This is a genomic window from Moraxella lacunata (genome assembly GCF_900453205.1).
Classification (GTDB): Bacteria; Pseudomonadota; Gammaproteobacteria; order Pseudomonadales; family Moraxellaceae; genus Moraxella; species Moraxella lacunata_B.
Genome location: NZ_UGQU01000002.1, coordinates 114068 through 136699 on the forward strand (window position 1 = coordinate 114068; position 22632 = coordinate 136699).

19 protein-coding genes and 1 tRNA gene are annotated in these 22632 nt (G+C 46.9%); 8 read left to right on the plus strand and 12 right to left on the minus strand.

The features are described from left to right. Positions 1 to 3 precede the first annotated feature (3 nt). Positions 4 to 1497: a YifB family Mg chelatase-like AAA ATPase gene (locus DX073_RS06030; protein WP_115006636.1), complete on the plus strand. Its 1494-nt coding sequence runs from the start codon at positions 4 to 6 to the stop codon at positions 1495 to 1497. Between the two features lie 26 nt (positions 1498 to 1523). Next, positions 1524 to 2276, plus strand: coding sequence for a DNA repair protein RecO (gene recO, locus DX073_RS06035; protein ID WP_115006638.1), 753 nt, complete (start codon positions 1524 to 1526; stop codon positions 2274 to 2276). A gap of 148 nt (positions 2277 to 2424) precedes the next feature. Here the strand turns inward: recO and DX073_RS06040 are convergent, their stop codons facing one another. The 5 genes from DX073_RS06040 to DX073_RS06060 form a co-directional block, all read right to left on the minus strand. Further along, positions 2425 to 4077 carry a fatty acid--CoA ligase gene (locus DX073_RS06040; RefSeq protein ID WP_115006640.1) on the minus strand — a complete coding sequence of 551 codons (1653 nt, stop codon included), beginning with the start codon at positions 4075 to 4077 and terminating at the stop codon, positions 2425 to 2427. A gap of 160 nt (positions 4078 to 4237) precedes the next feature. Continuing rightward, positions 4238 to 4849: an OmpW/AlkL family protein gene (locus tag DX073_RS06045; RefSeq protein WP_115006643.1), complete on the minus strand. Its 612-nt coding sequence runs from the start codon at positions 4847 to 4849 to the stop codon at positions 4238 to 4240. Between the two features lie 155 nt (positions 4850 to 5004). Further along, positions 5005 to 5541: a YecA/YgfB family protein gene (locus DX073_RS06050; protein WP_115006645.1), complete on the minus strand. Its 537-nt coding sequence runs from the start codon at positions 5539 to 5541 to the stop codon at positions 5005 to 5007. A gap of 97 nt (positions 5542 to 5638) precedes the next feature. Next, positions 5639 to 5854 carry a PA3496 family putative envelope integrity protein gene (locus tag DX073_RS06055; protein WP_029102430.1) on the minus strand — a complete coding sequence of 72 codons (216 nt, stop codon included), beginning with the start codon at positions 5852 to 5854 and terminating at the stop codon, positions 5639 to 5641. A 186-nt stretch (positions 5855 to 6040) separates the two neighbouring features. Beyond that, positions 6041 to 7288 (minus strand): hypothetical protein, encoded by a 1248-nt coding sequence (locus DX073_RS06060; protein WP_115006647.1) that lies wholly within the window; start codon positions 7286 to 7288, stop codon positions 6041 to 6043. A 232-nt stretch (positions 7289 to 7520) separates the two neighbouring features. On the opposite strand from DX073_RS06060, the gene serB reads away from it, so the two are divergent. Next, entirely contained in the window at positions 7521 to 8726 is a 1206-nt protein-coding gene (serB, locus tag DX073_RS06065; RefSeq protein WP_115006649.1) for a phosphoserine phosphatase SerB, read from the plus strand. An 81-nt stretch (positions 8727 to 8807) separates the two neighbouring features. Next, positions 8808 to 9329 carry a hypothetical protein gene (locus DX073_RS06070; RefSeq protein ID WP_115007528.1) on the plus strand — a complete coding sequence of 174 codons (522 nt, stop codon included), beginning with the start codon at positions 8808 to 8810 and terminating at the stop codon, positions 9327 to 9329. A gap of 128 nt (positions 9330 to 9457) precedes the next feature. Here the strand turns inward: DX073_RS06070 and DX073_RS06075 are convergent, their stop codons facing one another. The 5 genes from DX073_RS06075 to DX073_RS06095 all read right to left on the minus strand — a co-directional run bounded on the left by DX073_RS06075 (position 9458) and on the right by DX073_RS06095 (position 15491). Next, on the minus strand, positions 9458 to 10939 hold the full coding sequence (locus tag DX073_RS06075; RefSeq protein ID WP_115006651.1) for a UvrD-helicase domain-containing protein: 1482 nt from the start codon (positions 10937 to 10939) through the stop codon (positions 9458 to 9460). Positions 10940 to 11046: 107 nt separating this feature from the next. Then, complete coding sequence (locus DX073_RS06080) at positions 11047 to 11856, minus strand: acetyl-CoA carboxylase carboxyltransferase subunit alpha (protein WP_115006653.1); 810 nt, start codon at positions 11854 to 11856, stop codon at positions 11047 to 11049. Between the two features lie 73 nt (positions 11857 to 11929). Further along, positions 11930 to 12622, minus strand: a complete 693-nt coding sequence (locus DX073_RS06085) for a hypothetical protein (protein WP_115006656.1) — start codon at positions 12620 to 12622, stop codon at positions 11930 to 11932. A gap of 4 nt (positions 12623 to 12626) precedes the next feature. Then, positions 12627 to 14180: an exopolyphosphatase gene (gene ppx, locus DX073_RS06090; protein ID WP_115006658.1), complete on the minus strand. Its 1554-nt coding sequence runs from the start codon at positions 14178 to 14180 to the stop codon at positions 12627 to 12629. 330 nt (positions 14181 to 14510) lie between these two features. Continuing rightward, positions 14511 to 15491, minus strand: a complete 981-nt coding sequence (locus DX073_RS06095; RefSeq protein ID WP_115006660.1) for an RluA family pseudouridine synthase — start codon at positions 15489 to 15491, stop codon at positions 14511 to 14513. A gap of 519 nt (positions 15492 to 16010) precedes the next feature. Between DX073_RS06095 and DX073_RS06100 the strand changes: the two genes are divergently transcribed. Together DX073_RS06100 and DX073_RS06105 are read left to right on the plus strand one after the other, a co-directional pair. After that, on the plus strand, positions 16011 to 19784 hold the full coding sequence (locus DX073_RS06100) for an Rne/Rng family ribonuclease (RefSeq protein WP_115006662.1): 3774 nt from the start codon (positions 16011 to 16013) through the stop codon (positions 19782 to 19784). A 110-nt stretch (positions 19785 to 19894) separates the two neighbouring features. Beyond that, positions 19895 to 19971: transfer RNA gene (locus DX073_RS06105), tRNA-Pro, on the plus strand. 372 nt (positions 19972 to 20343) lie between these two features. Here the strand turns inward: DX073_RS06105 and DX073_RS14685 are convergent. Beyond that, entirely contained in the window at positions 20344 to 20562 is a 219-nt protein-coding gene (locus tag DX073_RS14685; protein ID WP_258556892.1) for a hypothetical protein, read from the minus strand. A gap of 115 nt (positions 20563 to 20677) precedes the next feature. On the opposite strand from DX073_RS14685, the gene DX073_RS14280 reads away from it, so the two are divergent. After that, positions 20678 to 20842, plus strand: coding sequence for a hypothetical protein (locus DX073_RS14280; RefSeq protein ID WP_181814384.1), 165 nt, complete (start codon positions 20678 to 20680; stop codon positions 20840 to 20842). A gap of 17 nt (positions 20843 to 20859) precedes the next feature. Then, the gene (locus DX073_RS06115) at positions 20860 to 21369 is read left to right on the plus strand and encodes a hypothetical protein (protein ID WP_115006666.1); all 510 of its coding nucleotides are present in this window, start codon (positions 20860 to 20862) and stop codon (positions 21367 to 21369) included. Positions 21370 to 21438: 69 nt separating this feature from the next. On the opposite strand, the gene DX073_RS06120 is transcribed toward DX073_RS06115, so the two are convergent. After that, a complete protein-coding gene (locus tag DX073_RS06120; protein WP_115006668.1) occupies positions 21439 to 22587 on the minus strand; it encodes an AAA family ATPase in 1149 nt (382 codons plus the stop codon). Between the last annotated feature and the right edge of the window lie 45 nt (positions 22588 to 22632).

A 22632-nucleotide genomic window follows, 5' to 3' on the forward strand; every position in this document is an offset into this window, starting at 1 on the left:
CCCATGTCCTTCGCCCAAATCCACACCCGTTCTGTCATCGGTCTGACCGCACCGCCTGTTACGGTGGAAGTTCATATCTCACAAGGCTTGCCTGCTTTGACCATGGTTGGCTTGCCCGAAGCATCTGTGCGTGAAAGTAAAGACCGTGTCCGCTCGGCGATTATCAACAGTGGTTTTGATTTTCCCAATCGCCGTATCACGATTAACCTTGCCCCTGCCGATTTGCCAAAAGACGGAGCTAGGCTTGATTTACCCATTGCCATTGGGATTTTGACGGCAAGTGGGCAGATTGATGAGACGGTGCTGGATAATTTTGAATTTGTCGGCGAGCTTGCCCTAAATGGCGATTTGCGTGGGGTAACAGGCTCGCTGTCGGTGGCTCGCACCCTAAAAGGCGGTGGGCGGACGCTAATGCTACCAAGTGCCAATGCGTCCGAAGCGGTGCAGGTGGCGGACATTTGCGTGCTGGGGGCACAGAATCTCGCCCAAGTCTGCCGTCATCTAAATGCTATCAATGGCGGTAAGTCGGACGATAGGCTAACCCCAACCGCCATACCGACCGCCAAAACGGTGGCGACTTATCCGCTTGATTTGTCCGATGTCAAAGGGCAACACCACGCCCGTAGAGCATTGGAGATTTGTGCCACAGGTGGGCATTCTATACTGTTCAAAGGTTCCCCTGGTTCGGGCAAAACCTTAATGGCAAGTCGCCTGCCGAGCATTTTACCGCCCTTGACTGACGATGAAGCCCTAGAAGTGGCAAGCATTTATTCGGTGGCAGGACTGCCTTATGAATTTGGTATACGTCCGTTTCGCTCTTGTCATCATACCATGAGTGCGGTGGCGTTGTCGGGCGGTGGCTCACGCCCCAAACCAGGAGAGATTAGCCTTGCTCATCAAGGCGTGCTTTTTCTTGATGAATTGCCCGAGTTTGACCGCAAGACCCTAGAAGTCATGCGACAGCCGTTAGAATCCAAAACCATCACGATAAGTCGTGCCAACTCACAGGTGGATTATCCTGCCAATTTTCAGCTCATCGGGGCAATGAATCCGTGTCCGTGTGGCTATCATGGCGACCCGTCTAACCGTTGTCGCTGTACGCCCGACCAAGTCCGCCGTTATCAGGACAAAATCTCAGGCCCCCTGCTTGACCGTATTGACCTACATATCCACGTCCCTGCCATGCCGATAGACGACCTACAAAATGCCCCTGCTGGTGAGTCGTCCGCCACCGTGCGTGAACGTGTGGCAAAGGCTCGCCAAATTGCCCTAGACCGTCAAGGCAAAGCCAACAGCGAGCTGACCCCGAGCGAGATTGATGCACACATACCGCTTGGCACAGCCGAAAAACAGCTTCTAGCCACCGCCCAATCACGGCTCAACCTGTCCGCCAGAAGTTATCATCGGGTGCTCAGGGTTGCTCGCACCATTGCTGATTTGGCAGGGGCAGAGAGCGTGGGGACGGCTCATTTGGCGGAGGCACTTAGTTATCGCTAACTTCTTTTTATATCAAGCGACCCATCATGAAAAACGAGCCACTGACCGGCTATCTACTACATGCCCGAGCCTATCAAGAAAAACGGGCGATTTATCAGTTTTTTAGTGCCGAACATGGCGTGGTGCATGGCGTAGGCGTGCGTGGCATGCCGTCCTTTGCGGTCATTGAGCTGTTTGCCAGTGGACAAAACACCCTAAAAAACTTCACCCAAATTCACATCACGACCACATCGCCCCCACGCCCTTTGGGGCAAAATCAGTACGCCCTACTCTATCTTAATGAACTCATCTGCCGACTCATCGCCCCCGAAAACCCCTGCCCCGCCCTATGGCAACACTACCATGACAGCATAACACAACTCCAAGCTGTCAGTCATAACATGGGCGATGATAAAAATAATAAAACGGGCAACAGCACCGCTCATGAGATGAGCAACATGAACAAGATGAAACGGACACTACGGCAGTTTGAGAGAGCGTTGTTTGATGAGCTGGGCGTAGGCATTGACTGGGGTACAGATGAGACAGGGCGAGCGATTGATGTGCAGGCATATTATGACTTTATCCCCGCATGGGGCTTTGTTAGCACCGACGGCACTGGCATGTCAGGGGCGGTGATTAGGGCGGTCAGCGAGTCTGACCATCATCAGCCAAGCCCCACCGCCTTGGCACTGCTCGGACAGGTACATCGGGCGATGATAGACTACCTACTTGACTACAAACCCCTAAACAGCCGTAAGTTATGGGCAGAACAGGTCAGATATCGCCAGTTGTCTTGACCGCCTGCCCCACTTCTGTTATACAGTCAAAGAATTATAAAATTACCACAAATTCATGTCATGTGGATGTAGGGACGTGCTGAGCACGTCCTTTAATAATGCCAATTTTGGGGTGCAAAGTCAGCCCCATAAAGCCTATGGCAATCAGTTACAACTCACCGTCCGCCACGAGCGTGCGAATCACCTTTTTGTCGTGCTTGCCCACGCTGGTTTTGGGAATGTCGGCGACAAAACGTAGCTCGCTCGGTATGCCATATTTGGGTATAATCTCACGTTCATAGGCTTGGTGTGCCAATGCCAAAATATCATCAGGTGTAATGTCATCATGATTTGGCTTTTTGACCACCAACGCCAAAGGTCGCTCGCCCCATTTGTCATCAGGAATACCGATGACGGCAATGTCCGCCACAGACGGGTGCAACGACAAAATCGTCTCAATCTCCAATGACGACACCCACTCGCCCCCTGACTTGATGACGTCTTTTAGGCGGTCGGTAACTCGCACCACGCCTTTATCGTCCATGTGGGCGATGTCTTGGGTGTGCAGATAACCACCCGTCCACAGCTCATCGCCAGCGTCTTGGTTTTTAAAATAACTCTGGGTTAGCCACGGCGTACGCACCACCACTTCGCCCGTGGTTTTGCCGTCTTGGGGTAGGATTTGCCCGTGTTCATTCCAAATTTGCAAGTCCACCAGTGGCACAGGCACGCCCGTACTTACCCGAATGGCAAGTGAGTTTTCAGGCGTTAAAGGCTCTTTTTTGTCAAAAGTTGCCACCGTAATCACAGGGCAGGTTTCACTCATGCCATAGGCGGTATAGACCTGTATGCCACGGGCTAGGGCGGATTTGGCAAGCCCTTCGGTCAGGCGTGAGCCACCGATAATCATCTTTAAGCCGTCAAAGGCAATATCACGCTCGCCTGCTTCTTTTAGCATCATTTGTAAAATAGTCGGTACGCAGTGGGTAAAGCTTACCTTGTGTTTGATTGCCAAATCTACCAGTAGGCTTGGCACATAACGGCTTGGATAAATCTGTTTTAACCCAACCATGGTCGCCACATAGGGAATGCCCCAGCCATTAACATGAAACATTGGCGTAATCGGCATATACACGTCCGAGTATCTAAGCCCAACTTCATCGGGGTTTAGGCTTGCCCCCGTTGCCACCGCCATGGCGTGTAGGACGATTTGACGATGACTAAAAAACACGCCCTTAGGGTCGCCTGTCGTGCCTGACGTATAAAAAGTCGTGGCAATGGTATTTTCGTCAAAATCTTCAAATTCAAATACATCATCGGCACGGCTTAACAGCTCTTCGTACTCGCCCACCACAAAATCAGGGGCAGGCGTGGCGTGGTCATCAAGCCAAATGATTTTCTCAACGCTTGGCACGTCATGGACATGATTGCCAATCATCGGCATAAATTCAGAGTTAAGGAGCAACGCCTTGGGCTTGGCGTGGTTTAGGGTATATAGGATTTTTTCAGGGGACAGGCGGATATTAACCGTTTGCAAAATCAGCCCGAGCATGGGAATGGCAAAATACGCTTCTAAATAGCGATGACTGTCCCAGTCCATGACTGCCACAACGTCGCCTCGTTTTAGCCCCAAATCGGTCAAAACATTGGCAAAACGCTGTATCCGCCCCAAAAACTCCCGATAAGTAAATCGGGCTTTGTCGGCATAAAAAATCTCTTGGTCAAGCGAGACGGTTTTGGCTCGATTTAAGAGTTGTTTGATAATGAGTGGAAAAGGATAGGCGTGAGGGCTGGCTTCATAGCCGTAAATGTGGTCGTGCATGATGTGTCCTTACAAATAAAATAAAAAGTCATCAATCCTAAAATTATCCATCCTAAGACTGATGACTTAGCATAACTCATTTAAAAACACTTGTAAAGATTTTTATCAACAAAAATCCCCAACCAACGGTCAGGGATTTGACGTCTAACTGATATACAGATTAGAATTTATGGCTAACACCTAGGGCATAGACCACAGGGTTCACTTCTAGCTCACCGATTTTGGCACCGTCAACTTCCAAATCAGTTTTTAGGTCTACATAACGCACGTCAGCAAACACGCCCCATGGTGATGATGGCTTAGAGTAAGTTACACCAATTTGGGCGGCAGGAGCAACAACGGTGTCTGCTTCTAGTTTGGCATTACTACCAAGAAGCTCTTCTTCATAAGGCACAAGTACAGTCGCACCGATACCAATGTTAGCACCAAAACCGTTGTATTCTGGCGTGTTGTATTTAAATGTCAAAGTTGGTGGCAGGTGCTTGAATTTAGCCACATCGCCTCTGTTGGCATCATTGGCACCAACACTTACGGTGTGTTCAAATGGGCTCGCCAATAACAACTCTGCTGAAAATGGGCTGTTGGCAAAGCGATAGTCAAAAGAAGGCAATACCGCCATCTCACTGCTTGCTTTGGCATTCGGGAGACCTGCGGCAATGTCTTTTTCGGCAGTTGGGTCAAGATAGCCTAGACCTGCTTTAAAAGTTAGGTTGGCAGACGCTGTGGCAGACAACGCAATTACGCTGGTCGCTAAAAGAATGTGTTTTAACATTGGGGGTTACCTGTGTTAATAAAAAAGAAGTGTAAAATGGTTTTACACTTCTATTATAACGCATTTTTAATCATTTTGTCACAAAGTTTGGCATAATTATGACTAATTTTTATAAAAATTATCAAAAATCATAAAAATCGGTATAGTCATCGCCATCAATCATTGGTATGGAACAACAAAAACAACTCAGTAACATTGCCTTCTAGACTATTGGCGAGCTGCACCATCATGTCAATGTCACCTCGCATCATGCCAAGCTCTTCACTCTCTTCATCCATGCCTGACAAGATGACCATCGGCAAGGTCAGCTCCGCCACGTCTTCTTCGGTGTCGGCATCATCAAACCAGTCCACAGACTCATCGCCATACATCGCCTCGATAAAGCCGATACACCACGCCACCACGTCTGAGTCTTCGCCAAAGTCTTCTTCTTCGTCATCAGCATCAAAGGGCAGTTCAACAAGCTCTTCGTCTTTTAGGGTTTGATAAATCTCATCTCGCCATGCCGTCAGGGCGGTTTTGACATCGTCGCTCACGTCATTTTCATGCCCATCAAAATAGACAGACAGCCAATTTGGCAGAGGCTTGCCGACGATACTGGCAGTCAAAAACCCATGCGTGGCAACAGGGTCAAAGCCATAAGGGTTCGTCTCTTCGCTGTATAGTAGCGTCATTAATTCATCACGGGTCATGGGTGTACTCTTAGGGTTTGGATTAAAATAGCATGACTAAAAGTGGTATAATTAGATGACAGGCAAATGACAACACCAAACTTAGCCTAAGGCAAGTTTAGGCATCAAAATCATCATCGTCCAAATCATCAAATTCGGCAAAATCATCGTCATCTTCTAAGGCACGCATGAGTTTATTTAGGCGTTGCTCTTCGAGCATGGCGTCGATTTTAAGGCGTTTTTCTAAGGGTTTGGCTTTGGTGTCGTCTGCCAGTTGGGCATCGGCATCTTCTTCAAAATTATCATCATCAAAATCATCATCAAGACCGCTCATGATAACTCCTTTTGGATAAATGGGTTGGGGTAAATAAATAACGGGTAAAATGGGTAAATTTGTTTTTATTTTTAAATCAATTTGGCAAAAACAAACTGACCCAATTTCAAAATCCTTATAAAGGTAAAATCATCTTTTGTCAAGTAAATTTTTAAAAATATTGCCACCATTCCCCATGTTTATCCATCAGCCAGACAGCAATACCTTGTCTCGCACTCGCTCCAATGTCTCGGCATGGGAGACGCTCACGTGTCTTAGATGACGGCATTCACGCTCGGCAACACTAATCGGGTCGGCAAGTTTTAGAAAATTACCATGGGGCGACAGACCCGTGATGACACGATTTGGCATCAGCACCAGTGGTGTTTTGCGGTGTTTTATGCCCACGCTCACCACTTCATCTTGACGGGCGACGTCGCTGACATAAGTACGCATGGGTAGGGCAAAGCGTTTGAGTTCACGGTGCTTGTCATAGATGGTTTGATTGAGCATGAGTGTCAGTCGTGCCAGCAGGATGGATGCTAGGGCAGATTTGCTGTATTTGTCTTTGCCTGACAGCACGATACGACAGCCTTGGTCACCAAAGGGCGAAATACTCTCGACACTGACCCCATGAAACACCGGCAGGGCAAGCAGTTCTGTGGTCGCCTTACTCAGTAGCTGATGGCACAGCGAAAAATAGACGTTTTTGGTCTGATTGCCCACCGTGGCAAGCAGGTCATTGGGGTCGTCAAAGCGGGCTTGGATGACATAAGTATGCTCGCTTTGTGTTTGATGTGACGGTTCAGATTGGGCGGGGGGCGTATCATGCTTGGCGTGATGTGTACTAGATGAGCCTGTTTGAGTGCCGATGGGGTCGCCACTGCTGTGGGCGTGGTTCTTTTGATTGACATCATACAGCAGTCCCTTGGCAAGCAGGCGGTTACGCACGTCATGGGAAATCTCAATGCGGATGGCGTCGGTCGGGCGTGCCACATAGCCATAAATAAGCAATAGCAGTGCATGTAAAAACGCCACCCCCACCAGATACATCCAGTTATCAGAGATAATCTTGGCTCGATTAATCTCATGCGTCTGCACCGTCACATAGCCCAACACGCTTTGACTGCCTGTCACCACTTCTTTGACCGCCTCCCCGTTTGTCTCTTTGCCCACAGGCACGAGCAGATTGTCATTAACATCATACACCCCCACAAATGCCACGTCATCGCCCCGAATGTAGCGATTTGCCACCACGCTCATGCTGATGCGGTCGTTAATGCTAAGCGGTGCGGACAGCTCTTCGGCAATCGCCACCGCTTCTGCCTGTATGCTACGCTCATAACGCTCTTTTTGCTGTCGCTCGGCACTGATGACAAAAAACAGCAAATTTAGGGTTAGGCTTACCAAAATAAAAACAGCAAATAAGCCGTGACGGGGGGCAGGATAGGTCATGATGAATCGTTCATTGGGCATGTGGACAAATAGGGTGTAGATTTTATCATTTTTTTTGTGAAATTTTAAGCACTTAAACTCATACTGGCATGATTTGGATAAAATTTTTACATAATATTGACCAAGTTGTTATAAAATTTCAATAATTCATGTTCATGCCAATTTTAACTTTTCATTGCCCAGCTAAAAATGTTACAATAAAACGCAACATCAACAATAACGAGTACTAACGATGAATACTTATGCACTTCCCAAAGATTCTAAGGCATGGCAAAATGCCATTGACCGTGTGGCACATCTTTTGCCTGAGGGTACAACAGGCAGTATTCAAGCTCTAAAACAGCTGCCCGTTTTTGCCATTATTGTGGTGGTAGCAAAGACAGCAGTTGATAAACTGACAGACAGTGGTCGGCAAATGGATGACGTGGTGCAAGCATGGAGCAGTGAGCAAAGGGGCTGGCAAGCGGTGGTGGTCGCTGATGATGAGATGGCGGTTGCTAATGCACATCTGATTGGTACTCATGAGCATCTCTCTGACGTGGCGGTATATCGTTATTTACTCATCCCAACCGACCACAAAGAGATGAATGCCGACAAGCGTGAGGCGGTCGCCCACATCATCGATGAACAGCTGACCGCTTATCTAAGAAAAACCTTAAAGCCCAAGCCCAACTATCAATTTCAAGTTGATGAGACAGGGCAAGTATCCGAACTTACCCCCGAGCAGATGGCACAACTCAAAAAAGACTATATTGACGTTCATATCCTATCCATCGCCCAAATGCTTCGCCGTCATAAACTTGTTTGTTTTGACATGGATTCAACGCTCATTCATCAAGAGGTTATCGTTGAGTTGGCACGCATTGCTGGCGTGGCGGACAAGGTTGCAGAAATCACCGAATCTGCCATGCGTGGTGAGATAGATTTTAATGAAAGTTTTGCCAAACGTGTGGCACTCTTAGAGGGCGTGGATGTCTCGGTGGTTGATGAGATTATCAAAGACCACATCAGCTTCTCAGAGGGGGCATTTGCCACCATCAAAGCCCTAAAAAGCAAAGGCTGTCGCACGGTGCTGATATCAGGGGGCTTTACCCCGTTTGCCAAATACGTTGCTGAAACGTTGGGCATGGATGAATATCATGCCAATCCCCTACTGGCAACAGGCGGTAAGCTGACAGGCGGGGTTGGGTCTGATATCATTGACGGCAAAGCCAAAGCCCGCATTGTCGCTCATGTCGCTGACAAGATGGCGATAGACATGGAAGAAGTGGTGTGCGTAGGCGATGGGGCAAACGATTTGCCGATGATGGCGATTAGTGACATTGGTGTTGCTTATAAAGCCAAGCCCATCGTGCGTGTTAAAGCTGACACTTCGGTCAATATCACAGGACTAGAAGGCGTACTGTATGCCATGGGTCATCGCTTTGATAAGCACTGATAAATGCAAGTTACCAAAAAACACTTTATAAACGCTCAGATTTGCGTTAGAGTATTGTCTTTTATCATTTTTGAGAACACCATGCCAACTTTACCCATCATTGACGTAAAAACCAACCCTTTGGATGCCCTGCTGTACGGCTTGGGACTGCGACTGTTATCCCTATCCAAGGGCGATAACGAAACTTATCACAACCTAGTCAAAGACAAAGAGCTTGCCATTCAATTTAAAGGTGGCGATGACGTGGCACGCTACTACCGCTTTGTTGATGGGCATTTTGGGCAGGCGTTGGGGACTGCCAGACATGCTGATTTGACCATTGATTTTAAAGACTCCATGACGGGCGTGCGACTGCTTGCCAAAGGCGACATCGCCAGTTTTATGAGTGCCGTCCAAGATGGCGATGTGGTCATCTCGGGCGATTATAAGCTCGTACTGTGGTTTGCAGGTGTTGCCAAGCAAGGGGCGAGCTTGCCTGAGCCTTATGCTGATTATGTCAAACAAGCCAAGCCGTATTTTGAGCAGGCTCGTCCTTATCTAAATAAAGCGGTTGATTTTACCAATAAGGCGTTTGGTAAAAAGTTTGGCAAGTCTGGTAAATAACAACTCATTTATCAAATGCATAATGCATAGGGGCGTGGCATACACGCCTTTTTTACACGTCCCTTTTTAAAATGGATGTAACAAATCGCCCCGTGTCATCCCCAATTTAAATCACTACACCCATTACCCTACCCATACACCAATTTCTTACCACTGACCAGTCCTGCCAACAGCTCCTTAATGCCGTCCACGTCCAGCACGTCCTTGCCCCGAGTGCAGGCGACATAGAGCAGGCGTAGCTCTTCTGGGCTGATTTTGACGGTTTGGCGATTGACATCGTACAAAAAGTCATCATCTATCTGCACCCTGCCCCATTCTAGCCCCTTGGATTTGTGGGCGGTAGAGACGACATAGTCAGCGTGTGAATGCGTGGTTAGGTTATTGATGGCGGATGTGATGGTCTTGGTGCCATGCTCTTCGATGAGTCGCACCCATGTTTTTAGGTCACTGCCTTCGCCTGTCTCACTAAACTCTTGGACTTCGCCCCAATGACTAAAAAAGGCAAGCTCGGGCGTGCCATAGGCAGATTTGCCATGTTTTAAGCTGTCTGCCCCTTGGCAAAATCGCAGTATTCTTGCACTGTCGGCTTGCAGGGCGACTTTATGCCCCATCTTTTGCCCTGCCAACAGACGTGCCATGGCGTTGGCGTTGGTACGACAAAGAATGGCATCTTTTTGTCCATTTGCCAGCAGGCGTGCGGTCATCGAATGTTTGGCAGGGTTGCCTTTTAGAGGGATTTCTTCTTGTAATGCCTTTAAAAAAATATTGGCAACTTTGGCAATCTCATCACCAAAGCGAAACGACTGCGTGAGTAGCGTGGCAGGATACGGCAAGCGTTTCATGGCATTGGTCGCCCCCCGCCATTCATAAATCTGCTGATGAGCATCCCCGACATAAATGGTCTGCTTATTTTGTTGTAATAACGCCCCCATCATGAGCGGGTCGGCATCTTGGGCTTCGTCAAACAGGATGAAGTCGGCAGGAATGATGGGATTTGAGAGCGTCCACAGTTTTAGATAGACATCATGCCCTATCCCTGCTTGATGGCGGGGGTCGATAGACGACAGCCAGCGATATTCAAAGGCAGGATAGAGTAGCTCTTGCAAGCGCACCTTGTCAGCATCCGATAGCCAAGACGGGGGCGTGATGTGGCGTGGGGCAGGATAGGCAGATGACGTCTTACAAAACGTAATGATGGCTTCGCTTATGATATTGGCAAGTTTGACAGGGGTCAGCACCACGGATTTTTTGACCCCGTCAAAACTTCGCTCCACTTCGATGGCACTCAAGCCAAGCTCCGTTGCCAGTCTAGCAGGGGTCAGCCGTGGCAGGCTCACTTTGGCGGTAATGCCCCGTGGCACATGGCGATAGGCAAGTGAGTGAAAGGTTTGGCATTTGACATTGGGGGGAAATTTGCCTTGGGCTTCACTGGCGATGGACTTATTAAATGCCAAATACAGCCCACGCCCACGCCCACGCAAATTCTCGCTGATGAGTTTGAGTGTCGTGGTCTTGCCTGCCCCTGCATACGCCACGATTTTAAAGGAATCGCCTGTCATCGCCATATTTAGGGCGGATAATTGCTCATCGGTGGGGGCGTATGCGGTCATGGCGGTCGGTCTGGATAAAACGTGGTATTATAGCAAATTTTGCCTGCATTGTCGGTAGTTTTGGCAATAATAAACCGCCCTTTTTGGCGGTTTGTCTGACATCACAATCACAGCGAAATCTTAGAATTAAATCTCATAAGACGCTCGTACCGCCCAGCGAGCAACTCATTTTTGCCCAGCATTTCAAGCTCGTTTAATTGCTCGTTTAACAAATTTTTCAAATTTGTCATCACCACATCAGGCTCAATGTGTCCGCCTTGCCCTTCGTCCACAACTTCGTCAATGAGTCCTAACTGGTGCAAATTATTTGCCGACAGTTTCAACGCTTCGGACGCATCAGGGGCTTTTTCGGCGGTTTTCCATAGAATAGACGCACAGCCTTCGGGGGAGATGACCGAATAAATGCTGTTTTGGAGCATATTGACCTTATCCGCCACACCGATTGCCAACGCTCCGCCCGAACCGCCTTCGCCGATGACGGTAGCGATGATTGGGGTGTTAAGACTGCTAAATACCGCAATGGCACGGGCAATGGCTTCTGCCTGCCCACGCTCTTCTGCTCCCACACCAGGGTACGCCCCTGGGGTGTCAATGAAGGTCAAAACAGGCAAGCCAAAGCGTTCCGCCATCTGCACAAGGCGAATGACCTTGCGGTAACCTTCGGGGCTTGCCATACCAAAATTGTGGGTAATCCGCTCACGAGTAGAGCGCCCACGGTGCTGACCGATGACCATGACAGGCTTGCCGTCAAAACGAGCAAGACCGCCCAAAATCGCACGGTCGTCTGCAAATGCACGGTCGCCATGCAACTCATCAAATTCAGTAAATAGCGTCTTGACATAATCCAAAAACAGCGGACGGTCGGCATGGCGGGCAAGTTTGACACTTTCCCAAACTTGGCTAACAGCTTGGCTCATAGGTTTTTCCTTATAATCTATACAAATGTAAACTTAAATAGTTTAGCATATTTTTTGGCGTTTGGGAAATGGTTTAGGGGTCGTCCCACGCTCGCCCATTGGTGTAGTTTTTCTTAACAAAAGGGAAATGGCTGGCGACTCGGTCTTGTTGGAGCATTTTTACCATATTACTAATTATCCAGACGCAACTTTTGAGACTTTCGGGAATGTATTTTTCATTTTGATGTTCAAAATAAAAAGTCGCCCCCATTTCATTGGAGCCAATTGTATAAACAAAAAACCGCCAAAATGGTCTTTTGTAATGAATGTGCAATTTGCTACCGCCTGATAAATCAAACGCATACATTGTTGCGATATTGTCAATCGGTATCGCAACAAGCTCTTTGCCAAACCTATTGTACACACGCACGTCCTGATGAGTGATAGCGATAAAAGGGGTAATTTTTGGCAGATTTTTGATTTCTTTTAATGTGTTTTCTTTTTGGCGTTTTTGAAAAAACACAGTTCCAGTCATTGTCACTGTTATAATTAACCAAAAACGCCCAACCGCTATTAAATCATCTGGTGTCGCACCACCAATAAACGACCATGCTATTGGCATTATCATCATTATCATAAAGAAACCATAAATCCGCCAAGCATTTTGAAAAACTCTGCCATATTGCTCGACAAGTTGCTCTTTGTCGACATTCTCACGCATGATGACAAATGGTAAGGGAATACTCATACGGCTTGGAATGTCATCATTGCTCTTGTGTGCGGTCATGGATTTACCCCACCACCGACAATTTCACCCCCCATTTGGCAAATTGGGCAATGTCATTATTTAGTTCATTAACGATAAGCTCTTTGTGCAAGCCGTCCCCTAGCGTGATTTTCCAGTGGTCTTTGTCTTTGCCAATGGATAAATAAATGGGGGCGGATTTTATGGTGCGTGAGTGGTTAGCGGTAACGGCAAGGCGTAAAATCAGGCACAGATAGGCAAGTTTGCGACCGCCTAGGTTTTCAATAATATCTAGGTTTTCGGATTTGAGTTTTCGTCTGTGGTTTAGGGCAATCTGAGCCATGCTCGCCTGCCCTGTCTGGGCAAATCCTGCAATGTCCGAAAATTCAAGCAAATACGCACTATGACGCTGATAGTTGCTATGACCCACGGCAAGCCCAATCTCATGCAAATTGGATGCACGGCGGAGCAAGTCCCTGTCTTCATCATCAAAGCCCAAATCCGCCTTGACCATATCAAACAGTCGCCCACAGGTCGTCATGACACGCCCCGCCTGCTTAAAATCCACCGAATACCGCTCGGCAAGGGCGGACACCGAACGGTCTCGCACGTCTTCATTGTCAAGTCGCCCCAGCATGTCATACATCACGCCTTCACGCAACGCCCCGTCCGAATAATAAAGCTCTTTAATATCAAGCGTTTGCATGATTGCCAACAGCTCCGCCACTCCTGCTGGGAATACCGCTTGGCGATGAGCTTTTACCCCTTCAAAGGTGATTTTGTCAATATTACCAAGTTTGATAAGGTGTTTTTTTAATTTTATCATGCCGTCCAGCGTGATGACATCTTTGGCAAATCCCAGCTCTTCTAGCACAAGTTTACACGCCTTTGCTGTGCCAGATGACGCGATGGCATTGTCCCAGCCTGTTTTTTTGTAACGTTTGGCGATACTTAACAGCTCGGTTTGGGTTGCCGTCATCGCCCCGTCAAACGCACGCTCGCTGATACGTCCGTCTGCAAAAAATTTACGAGTAAAAGACACACAGCCCATTTGCAAACTTTCCATTTCAATGGGTTCAAAGCCTTGCCCGATGATAAATTCGGTACTGCCCCCACCGATGTCAATCACAAGGCGTTTGTCGGTGCTGGCGTTGGAGTGCGACACGCCAAGATAGATAAGGCGAGCTTCTTCACGCCCTGCGATGACTTCAATGGGCTTTGGCAAAAAAGCATTGGCACGGCGGATAAATTCTTGGGCGTTCACCGCCTTTCTTAGGGCGTTGGTTGCCACCACCCTTAGGCGGTCGGGGCTGATTTCGCTAACATGGGGTAAAAAGCGTTTTAGGCAGTCAATGCCACGCTCCATGGCTTCCTCAGATAGGACGTTGTTTTCGTCAAGCCCTGCCCCTAATTGCACTTTTTCAGAAATGCTGGCGATACGGCGCACCTCCCCGTGGTCAAGCCGAGCGATTGCCAAATGAAAACTGTTCGACCCCAAATCAATCGCCCCCAACAGCTCATCACGAGATAGTCCTGTGTCAGAAATGGATTTGGCAATGGCTTCATGGCGGGCGGTCGTGTCTATCATTACAGGTTTCATGGCGGTTTTTCCAAAAAATATAAATGACTACTGTAAAATAAAATTGGCAAATTGTCTAGGGCTTTTTGGGGAAATTGGGTTGATTTGGGGAAGCGTTCTGTGTTTGTCTGTCGTAATGATAAGGTGCGTATTACGCACCAATATTTTTTTAAGCCTTTGCTAATTGATGATAATTTTGGATGGATTTGTAGGAGCAAATTGCAATTTTTCCCTACCAATTTATCCAAAAAACTTACCCATTAACAATGCCTAAAAACATAGTGGTGCGTGGTATACACCTTACTTACTCTTAACCAGCTCTTAACCCATGTTAAATAATCGCACACAATCCTAAACCCCATCCCCCACAAACCCCCTCATATCATCAGGCATATCCACTTCAAACACCTGCACACCATCATCGCTCGGCACAGCAATCCGCCATGCGTGCAGACACAGCCGTTTTATGCCTTTTTGGGTCGCAAGGCTTGCTTGCGTGGGCGATTGGTATTTGTCATCGCCAAGCAAGGCATGACCGATACTTGCCATATGCACACGGATTTGGTGCGTGCGTCCTGTCAAGGGACTTGCCTTGACAAGGCTTACCGCCATGCCGTCCATCTCAAAAGTCGCCAGCACCTCTATCACAGTCTGGGACGGTTTGCCGTCTTTGTCCACCTTGACCCGTCTTTCGCCATTTTTTAGGGTGTATTTAAGGAGTGGTTTGTCTATTTTTTGACCGCTCTTGACCGTGCCATGCACCACGCACAGATAGTCTTTTTGTATGGTTTTTTCTCTAAAATGGGCTTGTAAGTCTTTTAAGGTACTGCGTTTTTTGGCGATAAGCAGTAGCCCTGACGTGTCTTTGTCAATCCTATGGATAAGTTCTAAATATTTTTTGCCCGTTGCCACTCGCATGGCTTCAATCACCCCAAAACTCTCGCCACTTCCGCCATGCACCGCCAAGCCGTGCGGTTTGTTTAGCACAATCAAGCCGTCATTTTCAAACACCACTCGTCCAAGCAAGCCTTTGGCAAAGTCGTCTGACACCACAGGTTCATCACGCACCGATAGGCGAATGGGAGCGACACGCACGACATCGCCTGTACTAATGCGGTCATGGGGCTTACAGCGTTTTTTATTGATGCGGATTTCATCGTCTCTGATGAGCTTATATAGGTGCGAGCGGGGCAAGCCTTTTAGGCGAGCGAGCAAAAAATTATCAATGCGTTGTCCGTCTTGGCTTTCAGTTACGGTCAAAAAATTGACACGGCTAAAATCGCTAATCGCATCATCAGCCGATTGGGGCGTTTTGGGGGAATTTTGGATCATATTGTTAAATTTTTAAAATTTTGATAGGAAAATTTGGGTAAATCTGATATAGTTTAGCACGTTACCAAATAAAGTGATGACAAAAGTGAAATTTTTGCCAAAAATGGCGTATTGATTAAAAATACCAAACATAATCTTGGTATTGATTATTTATATTCATCACAGGTAGCCCACCCAATTTTTTTATTTTGCACATCAAGGTGCGTAAGATTTTTTGCCAAACACACACAAAAACACAAGACAAACACTGTTTTTGTAGAATCCGCTGTTTGGTCTCATCGGTGCAAGCGATGACTGTATGATAAGGGTTATTCCCAACCAATTTTTAGGCGTTGAACTGATTTGGTAATGATTTACCAAATGGGTTTTTAGTTTTGTAGATTTTTATTGTAAAAAGCCAAAACATGGGTGCTTATGTACCCGATTTTTGCAAACCTAACACACCATAAAGCCCAACCATTTGTCTAATAGGCAACGCCCTATCTTACCGCCTTGATGTTTACTTTTTTAAGGAACATCATGAAACGCATTCTTATCAACGCCACCCACAACGAAGAAATTCGTGTGGCACTGTGCAAAGACCACCACCTTTACGATTTTGACCTAGAAAATCGCACTCGTGAACAAAAAAAAGCCAACATCTACAAGGGACATATCACCCGTGTTGAGCCGTCATTAGAAGCGGTATTTGTCGAATACGGCTCGGCTCGTCAGGGCTTTTTGCCCCTCAGAGAGATTGCCCCAGAATATCTCAAAGGCAACCCACGCACCGACAACATCAGAGACATCATCAAAGAAGGCGACAGCGTCATCGTTCAAGTCGAAAAAGAAGAACGTGGCAACAAAGGGGCTGCCCTGTCCACCTACATTTCGCTCGCTGGGCGTTATCTGGTACTCATGCCTAACAACAGCAAGGCAGGCGGTATCAGCCGCCAAATCTCAGGTAAAGTCCGTGAAGAGATGAAACAAATCATCGCCAGTCTGTCCATACCCCGTGGCATGAGCGTGATTGTACGCACCGCAGGACTGGGTAAGGGCTTTGATGACCTACAAAACGACCTAAACCACCTGCTAGAAGCATGGTCAGCCATCCAAGAGCAAAAACGCACTCGCCCCAGCCCCTGCCTTGTCCACCAAGAAGCAGGCGTGGTCACTCGTGCGGTGCGTGATTATCTGCGCGATGACATCGGTGAGGTATGGATTGACAGCGAGAACGCCTATAACGAAGCGGCGCATTTTATTGCGTCCGTCATGCCTACCCAGATGGGCAAACTACGTAAATACACCGATTATGAGCCACTATTTAGCCGTTTTGGGGTAGAGCGCCAGATTGAGACCGCTTATCAGCGTGAAGTTCGCTTGCCATCTGGCGGCTCTATTGTCATTGACCAAACCGAAGCCATGGTGGCAATCGACATCAACTCCGCCAAGTCCACCAAAGGCTCAGACGTTGCCGAGACCGCTTATCACACCAACTTAGAAGCCGCCGATGAGATTGCCCGTCAGCTACGCCTAAGAGACATGGGCGGACTCATCGTCATTGACTTTATTGACATGAACGACCCACGCCACCAAAAGGACGTGGAAAAACGCTTGATTGATGCCACACGCTACGACCGTGCCAGAGTGCAGTTTGCCGAGATTTCCAAATTTGGCTTGATGGAAATGAGTCGTCAAAGACTGCGTCCGTCCCTAGAAGAAGCCACAGGTTATCTATGCCCTCGTTGTCATGGCAACGGCATGATACGGGATTTGCGTTCGCTTGCTCTGTCTATCATGCGTCAGATTGAGCAGATTGCCCTAAAAGAGCGTATGGGCGAGATTCAAGCCGAAGTGCCGACCGAGATTGCCGCCTTTTTGCTTAACGAAAAACGTGAAAGCCTTGTCTATTTAGAGCAAGACTCAGGCACACGCATTACCATTTTGCCCCATGCTCATCTAGAATCGCCCAATTTTAGCCTGCACTTCAACCCAGACGGCTTTGCCCCGTCAAGCTATGAGCGGATTGTTGATGTTGAAGAGCGTGAAAACATTGACCGTGGCTATGAAGTGAACTGGCAAACCAAAACCGATGAACCAACCACAGTGGCAAACCGTTGGCAAAAGGCAGATAATGCCACCGCCAAAAACAAAGACCAAAAAGGCGACAACAAACGAGACAAAATCCCCCAAGAGACCCCCAAACAGTCCCAAGAAGTCAAAGCCGTGGCATGGTTATCCAACTTGTTCGCTCCCAAACCACAGGCACGCCTTGCTCACGCCCTAAATAACGAAGACGCCGCCGCTGCCATCGAATCTATCGTCAATGGCGGGGGCGTGAGCCTAGGTTCGTTTGGCACCCTAGCTCTACCCGAAAAAGAACACAAAGAAGCAAAAGCTGACGACAAAGCCCACGACAAGAGCAGTGACAAACATCATGACAAGACAGAACGCCCTGCTCGCTCTGAACGTGATGACAAATACAAGAAAAAGACCAAACGTGACCACAGCGACAGTGACAGTCAGAACAAGACCGACAAACGCGAAAACTATGATAAGGACAGAAACGAAAAAACCGACCGTCGCAGAAAAGAGCCAGACTATCCCAAGCGTGAGCCAAACTCTCAGCGTGAATCTCGTGGCGAAATGGTGCGTGGCGAGACACTAAGACCTGCCGACAAAGCAGACAAAGAAACAGATAAAAGCACAGACAAGGGCATGGACAAATCGGCAACCAAGCCCCAAGCCCATGAGCCAAAGCCAGAATCAAAACATGAGCCAAGAGCAGATAAGGATACTGATAAACCTGCCAAAGCTGACCGCACCGCACACAAATCTGCCAACCCTGATGAAGTGGTGCTATACATCAGCCCCATCATCGAGCCTGAGATGACAGGCGATGTGGTGCATGTCTCGCTAGACAACAGCAAACCCAAACCAAAACGCGCCAGAGCTGAAAAAGCCGAACCCGCCGATAAACCCAACAAAGACAGCGAAGTGGTAGACTTGGCGGTGCAAGCAGAAGCACGAGCAGAAGTGGTGACAGAAACCATCAATGTGGATGATAATGTTACCACTCCTGTTACCACACCTGCCAATGATACAGGGGTAAATCAGAAAGAGCAAGCCACATCCGCCCAAGCAGATGAAGTAAGTGCTAATGCTCATGACATGGTACAACAAGCAGACATGCCAACCGCTGATGTCGTGAGTGCAGAACGCCTAACCACGCTCGCCCAAGAGATGAATAAGGCAATCAACGACCCCCGAGTCGTGGCGGTCGCCCTGCGTGAGAAGCTTGGTCTGACCAAAGCACAGTCAGCCCCCACCACAACTCGCCCGACCATCACAGGCACGGCAGGCGAGTTCATCCAAAGCGTACTGGGCGACACCCTGCCCCAAGCATGGCGTGATGACTTTGTGGCACACTTTTTGCGTGCGGTAGACGCCATTCACGCTGACAAACCCACAGAGACTCACTCTGCGACAGACGGAGAGCAAGAGTTTGAACAGGCGTTCGCCAAGCAGTTCGTCAACTATGGCTACGCTCCACTCTCAAGCGAATATCTGGCGGACTTTGCCAAGCATACCACCGCACAGCGTGCATGGCACATCGGACAAGGCAAAACCGAAGCCATTCCACGCCCCATCACTCAGCGTGCCAGTAACGACCCTCGTGGTCAACACCCTGACTTAGGCACAAGTCCCATCCTTGATGAGACAGCAGGTGAATCCGTCCCGAGTACGATTACAGACGAGACGGCAACCCCTGCCACGGAAACTCACAAGCCTGAGCCTGTGGACAGCCCTGAACTGCCAGTAGGCGACATGGCGGAGCCTAGTACACATGACACTACCGAGCCAAGCTTATTAGAGTCTGCCAGCGACACCATGGATAAAGTGTTAGAATCCGCTGAGTCCGCCTTAGAATCTTTGGTGCAAGCCTTGGATGATATCATCAGCCCAACCGATGAATCCAAAGACGACGGTAAAATGTCAGATGCCAAAGCCCCCAAAGTAGCTGATAAAACTGACAATAAGACAAATGATGAGACCACCAAAACCAGTCCTGCCAGTTATAAGGACATGATTGAGAGCGTCTCAGGTCAACTGCTACAACCAACAGGGATTTTGAATTTGGTAACGCCCAAAAAGCCCAAACCTGCCAAAGCAAAAACCCCAAAACCTGCCAAAACCCCTGCCAAAAGAACATCCAAGGCAGCCCAAAAGGCAGAAGTCGTCAAACGCAAACCCAAAGCCGATGACACCGCCCCGCTTGATACCCCATCATCTGATGACAATCAAGCAGGATAAACCGCCATACAAAACCGCCCAAATTTATTGGGCGGTTTTGCCTTACAATCACAATACAAGTTAAAAATCGCTTGCAATCTACCAAAAACCTGCTATAATAATCGCCTATTCGGGGTGTAGCGCAGCTTGGTAGCGCACTTGCATGGGGTGCAAGGGGTCGCGAGTTCGAATCCCGCCACTCCGACCATATAACAGTCTAGGGCTATCTCACATTGTGAGATAGCCCTTGATTTTTCTTGTGTTTAGCCCTTTTCTTGTCTTTGGCTGTCCGTCATAATCTATTGCTATCCATAAAAAACTGGTATACGAGTTCGTAACCGAAATATACCAAAAATGAGCCTTACAGATACCGCCATTAAATGCTTACAGTTCAATGAAAAATGCACACCGAATAAGCCCAATAAAATCAGTGATGGTAATGGGCCATGGCTTTATATTCGACATACAGGCACAAAGGTTTTTGTATCAATTTACAGCCACAATGGCAAGTAAAAAGAAAAGGCATTAGGCAAATACCCTGCCTTATCGTTGGCACAAGCACGAGCCAAAAATATAGAAATCAAAGAGCAGTTAACACAAGGCATAGACCCCAAAGAAGTTGCCAAACAAGCCAAAATAAAGCAATCTGACAACCGTTTTGATACGTTCGATAAGCAGTGGTTGGGGCACCCTTTTCACAAAAAAACAGCTTAAAATTGCTTATAAGCTGTTTTTTATTTTTTATCTTTTGTAATAAATCAATCTTTTGTTTAGTGGTTTTTAAAAAGCCATGAAACATAGATCTTACCCACCCTTTGTATTTACAACGAAAACATCCGTTTAAAAGGCAGGCATTCTCCATCCTTGACAAAATTGTTTGGCTGATTTAGGATAACTCAAAAAGATTGCCACTCATGAAATTTATCACTCCCTTGCTTATCGTCCTATCATGCGTGGCGATTATCGCCATGATTTTATTACCCAATAATCAAAGCCAATTTACCCATATCAGCTATGATATGTGCATGCATAAAGAGCTGAGCAAGATTGCCCTAAAACACGGGGCAAGATTGCCCTAAAACACGGGGCGGATTTTATGACCAATCACGATTTTGATATGCCTGCCCTTCATGTGACTGGCAATAAACAAACCATTCAAACAATCCAAGATGAATTTAATCAAAGCCAAAATACGCACTCGTGGGCGGATAATTGCCATATCTCCAATCTTAACTACCACGCCAAGCACGTCAATCCCAAATTAGCACCCCATATCCCTGATGATGTGGATTATGTCAGCTATGCTCCGCCCAATATCGGACAGGATAAAGCGGTATATTGCCACTATCATTTTAGTGAGCAAATTTTTACCACGCCACAAGCACAGTCGCAATGCCATTTTATTTATCTTGATAATGACCGACTTATCACCGAAGACATTAGCGATTTAGAGCGACTGCATTTAAGCTTGATGTATGATACACATCAATTTTATAAACCGTATAGCTTTGTTTATAAATGGCATGATAACACCCATTTACGCTATGGCATCACCTTTGTTACCCAAGTGAATAATCAGCGTTATGGATATGCTGGTGTTTATTAAGAGCAATTAAAATAAGGGCAAATTTAATTTACCCTTATTTATCTATTTAAAATATTAATACCAATAGATTTAAACAAACCCAAATCCCACTTTTTTATCATCAACCGCTTTATATTCTTTTTCATCAATATGGGTTAATTCAGCAAGGGTCATCTCTTTATCCACCGTGATGTCTTTGCCAATGGATTTTAGATAGGCATTGCATTTTTCAATGGACAATTTACCAAATTGATATTCGGCAATCAGTCGCCCTCGTCTAAGCAGTGCATGGTCAATATCCATCAAATCGGCATTAAAGGTACAAATAAACTGGCATTCTAATACGTCTGACAATATCCCATCAGCGATATTTAGAATAATCCCCACCACGTCCGTTTGATTGCCACCGCCTACACGCTCGGCGATATAGTTTTCGCAGTCTTCTAATACCAGCACCGAATTTTTTTGCTCAATGAGCATACTCATAAATTCAGGTTTGGCAAGCTCACCAATCATATTATTTGGTACAAAAATAAAATCTTTATCGGGAATTTGAGCGGTCAGCCATTTGATATAATTGGTCTTACCCGTACCTGCCAAACCATGCAATAATACCACGCCTTTTTTGCCTTGACCCAGTTCGTTTTTAATTTTGGTGTGTACTGGCAAAAAGTCATCATTATACATCGTCTTTAAATCCAGCGTATAAGGCTTAATGCTTTGGTGTTTAAAAACTAAGTTTTGGCATTCTTTTAACAATAGCAAAATCTTACTTTCAGGCGAGACATATTTTTCAAAATAGTTGTTAAAAAATTCACGCATATTGGCAAGCACATTTTCATCGGTGGGGTCATAATAGACACTATGTACCTGCAATAATCCAGCCTCAAAAATCGTTTTATGATAGTCATTGCTCAAATCCTCACTGGCAACGATAAAAAATTTGTATTTTTCATAAAAATAGCAATGCTCATTTTCATAAAATTGCCCGCTCTTTTTATCAAAAGAGACGGTATAATAATCAGTGCATTTGATAAAATCAGCAAGCCTGTCTCTTCTGATGACCATATCCTCAAAAATGATGTAAGGATAAATAGAGTATAGTAGGTTGTCATAAGGATTGTCATTGACTTTGATTTTGTCATCTAAGTCTTGTATGACGACTTGATGTTGGTTGTTGATGTAATTTTCGTTAAATACTTTTCTGGGTTTATAATAAGGGGAATTTAAAATTTTCATAATATGCTCCGTCAATGAATTGGGTTAAATAGTTGGGTTAAATAT

What these genes read in the sequence shown, in the direction of transcription:
- DX073_RS06030 (WP_115006636.1), top strand. Translation starts at nt 4, where the DNA reads ATGTCCTTCGCCCAAATCCACACCCGTTCTGTCATCGGTCTGACCGCA.
- recO (WP_115006638.1), top strand. Translation starts at nt 1,524, where the DNA reads ATGAAAAACGAGCCACTGACCGGCTATCTACTACATGCCCGAGCCTAT.
- DX073_RS06040 (WP_115006640.1), bottom strand. Translation starts at nt 4,077, where the DNA reads ATGCACGACCACATTTACGGCTATGAAGCCAGCCCTCACGCCTATCCT.
- DX073_RS06045 (WP_115006643.1), bottom strand. Translation starts at nt 4,849, where the DNA reads ATGTTAAAACACATTCTTTTAGCGACCAGCGTAATTGCGTTGTCTGCC.
- DX073_RS06050 (WP_115006645.1), bottom strand. Translation starts at nt 5,541, where the DNA reads ATGACCCGTGATGAATTAATGACGCTACTATACAGCGAAGAGACGAAC.
- DX073_RS06055 (WP_029102430.1), bottom strand. Translation starts at nt 5,854, where the DNA reads ATGAGCGGTCTTGATGATGATTTTGATGATGATAATTTTGAAGAAGAT.
- DX073_RS06060 (WP_115006647.1), bottom strand. Translation starts at nt 7,288, where the DNA reads ATGACCTATCCTGCCCCCCGTCACGGCTTATTTGCTGTTTTTATTTTG.
- serB (WP_115006649.1), top strand. Translation starts at nt 7,521, where the DNA reads ATGAATACTTATGCACTTCCCAAAGATTCTAAGGCATGGCAAAATGCC.
- DX073_RS06070 (WP_115007528.1), top strand. Translation starts at nt 8,808, where the DNA reads ATGCCAACTTTACCCATCATTGACGTAAAAACCAACCCTTTGGATGCC.
- DX073_RS06075 (WP_115006651.1), bottom strand. Translation starts at nt 10,939, where the DNA reads ATGACCGCATACGCCCCCACCGATGAGCAATTATCCGCCCTAAATATG.
- DX073_RS06080 (WP_115006653.1), bottom strand. Translation starts at nt 11,856, where the DNA reads ATGAGCCAAGCTGTTAGCCAAGTTTGGGAAAGTGTCAAACTTGCCCGC.
- DX073_RS06085 (WP_115006656.1), bottom strand. Translation starts at nt 12,622, where the DNA reads ATGACCGCACACAAGAGCAATGATGACATTCCAAGCCGTATGAGTATT.
- ppx (WP_115006658.1), bottom strand. Translation starts at nt 14,180, where the DNA reads ATGAAACCTGTAATGATAGACACGACCGCCCGCCATGAAGCCATTGCC.
- DX073_RS06095 (WP_115006660.1), bottom strand. Translation starts at nt 15,491, where the DNA reads ATGATCCAAAATTCCCCCAAAACGCCCCAATCGGCTGATGATGCGATT.
- DX073_RS06100 (WP_115006662.1), top strand. Translation starts at nt 16,011, where the DNA reads ATGAAACGCATTCTTATCAACGCCACCCACAACGAAGAAATTCGTGTG.
- DX073_RS14685 (WP_258556892.1), bottom strand. Translation starts at nt 20,562, where the DNA reads ATGTTTCATGGCTTTTTAAAAACCACTAAACAAAAGATTGATTTATTA.
- DX073_RS14280 (WP_181814384.1), top strand. Translation starts at nt 20,678, where the DNA reads ATGAAATTTATCACTCCCTTGCTTATCGTCCTATCATGCGTGGCGATT.
- DX073_RS06115 (WP_115006666.1), top strand. Translation starts at nt 20,860, where the DNA reads ATGACCAATCACGATTTTGATATGCCTGCCCTTCATGTGACTGGCAAT.
- DX073_RS06120 (WP_115006668.1), bottom strand. Translation starts at nt 22,587, where the DNA reads ATGAAAATTTTAAATTCCCCTTATTATAAACCCAGAAAAGTATTTAAC.